The organism is Lutibacter litoralis, from assembly GCF_014646675.1.
Lineage (GTDB): Bacteria > Bacteroidota > Bacteroidia > Flavobacteriales > Flavobacteriaceae > Lutibacter > Lutibacter litoralis.
Map to the genome: position 1 here is coordinate 1 of NZ_BMNS01000021.1, position 1,539 is coordinate 1,539.

Below are 1,539 nucleotides of genomic sequence, written 5' to 3' on the forward strand. Positions count from 1 at the left end.
TCGTTTATATTGGATTCCTTAATATCCAATTTCATTAAACCAGCTTCTATCTTTGAAATATCAACAATATCGTTGATGATATTTAGCATCCTATTTCCACTTTTCTCAATTATTCCTATGTACTTTTGTTGCTCATCACCTGAAAGGTTGGGCGTTTTTAGGAGTTCGGAAAATCCAAGTATTCCATTCATTGGGGTACGGATTTCGTGGCTCATATTAGCAAGGAATGCGGATTTTAGTCTATCACTTTCTTGGGCCTTTTCTTTGGCTTTAACTAATTCTAAAGCCTGTTTATTTTTTTCTTTGATTTGAAAGGTAAGTTCCTTGTTAGCGATGGCCAATTCCTTTGCTAGTTTTTCTTTTTCTTTAGCCAGAATAAGTTCTTTATTCGCAAAGACAAACTCTGCTACAAGTTTCGCCTTTTCGATATTCGCAACAACTAACTCTGCTATACGTTTCGCCTTCTCGATATTCGCAACAACTAACTCTGCTTCACGTTTTGCCTTCTCGATATTCGCAACAACTAACTCTGCTTCACGTTTTGCTTTCTCTATGTCTGCAATGACCAATTCATCTTCTCGGTCTTTTTTATCCGCTTTAGCAATAACCAATTCAGCAGCTCGGTCTTTTTTATCTGCTTTGGCAATGACCAATTCATCTGCTAGTTTTATATTCTCTTTGTTTGTAATGTTAAGCTCATTCGAGCTTTTAGATTTATTCATTTTTTTCTAGGAATAGAAATGAAAGTATATGTATAAACCAATGCTTAGTTTATATACCGTGTAAGGTAAGTTATTAAATCACGCAAAACTATTTTATCTTGTTTATTGTCAGTAATTTAAATGCTATATCCAATTAGAAAAGATAATTGATAATGAGATTTGTTGAAAAATCATTATCATACACTTATTTAAACCTCCCAGGATGCGTTTTGATGCACTTTCTGTTGTTACTGATATTGCGTGATGTCTTGGATTTAGAGCTGTTTAAATCGTAAGAAATAGAGTGACTTCCGGGTAGGTTATGCCCTTAAATGAAGACCTTGGTGCCCCAAGGTGATTTCTAAACTTTAAGAATTATTATAATACTTAATTATTTCTTGAAGCACTTTTTAATTAGTGAATTTAATTCATGTTTGTTAATAGGTTTTGTAATATAATCATTGCAACCAGCATCCAACGATTTTTCCCTATCACCAGTTAATCCAAAAGCGGTTTGTGCAATAATAATTACATCTTTGTTAAATGTTCTTATTTTTACGGTTGCTTCATATCCATTGATTTCAGGCATTTCAATATCCATCAGAATTACATCAATGTCAGGATTATTACGGCAAATTTCAACAGCTTCATTTCCGTTTTTTGCTATTAGAATTTTATTGCTAAACTCACCAACTATTGTTGATAACAATTCTGATGATACTTCATCATCTTCGGCAATGAGTATTTTTAAATTTTTACCGTGATTTTCTGTGTTGTTAGTAACCTCGATTTCTTTGGCACTATTTTTTTCTTTCAATTCAGCATTATAAGGTAACGT

Annotated in this window: 2 protein-coding genes; both read right to left on the minus strand. The window is 32.8% G+C overall.

Annotated elements, in window-relative coordinates; all coding sequences use genetic code 11:
- Positions 1–722: histidine kinase dimerization/phospho-acceptor domain-containing protein (locus tag IEW75_RS15645; RefSeq protein ID WP_308423355.1), on the minus strand; the 722-nt coding region annotated here is incomplete at its 3' end.
- Positions 723–1,092: 370 nt separating this feature from the next.
- On the minus strand, positions 1,093–1,539 hold a 447-nt coding region (locus tag IEW75_RS15650), incomplete at its 5' end, for a response regulator (RefSeq protein ID WP_188704110.1).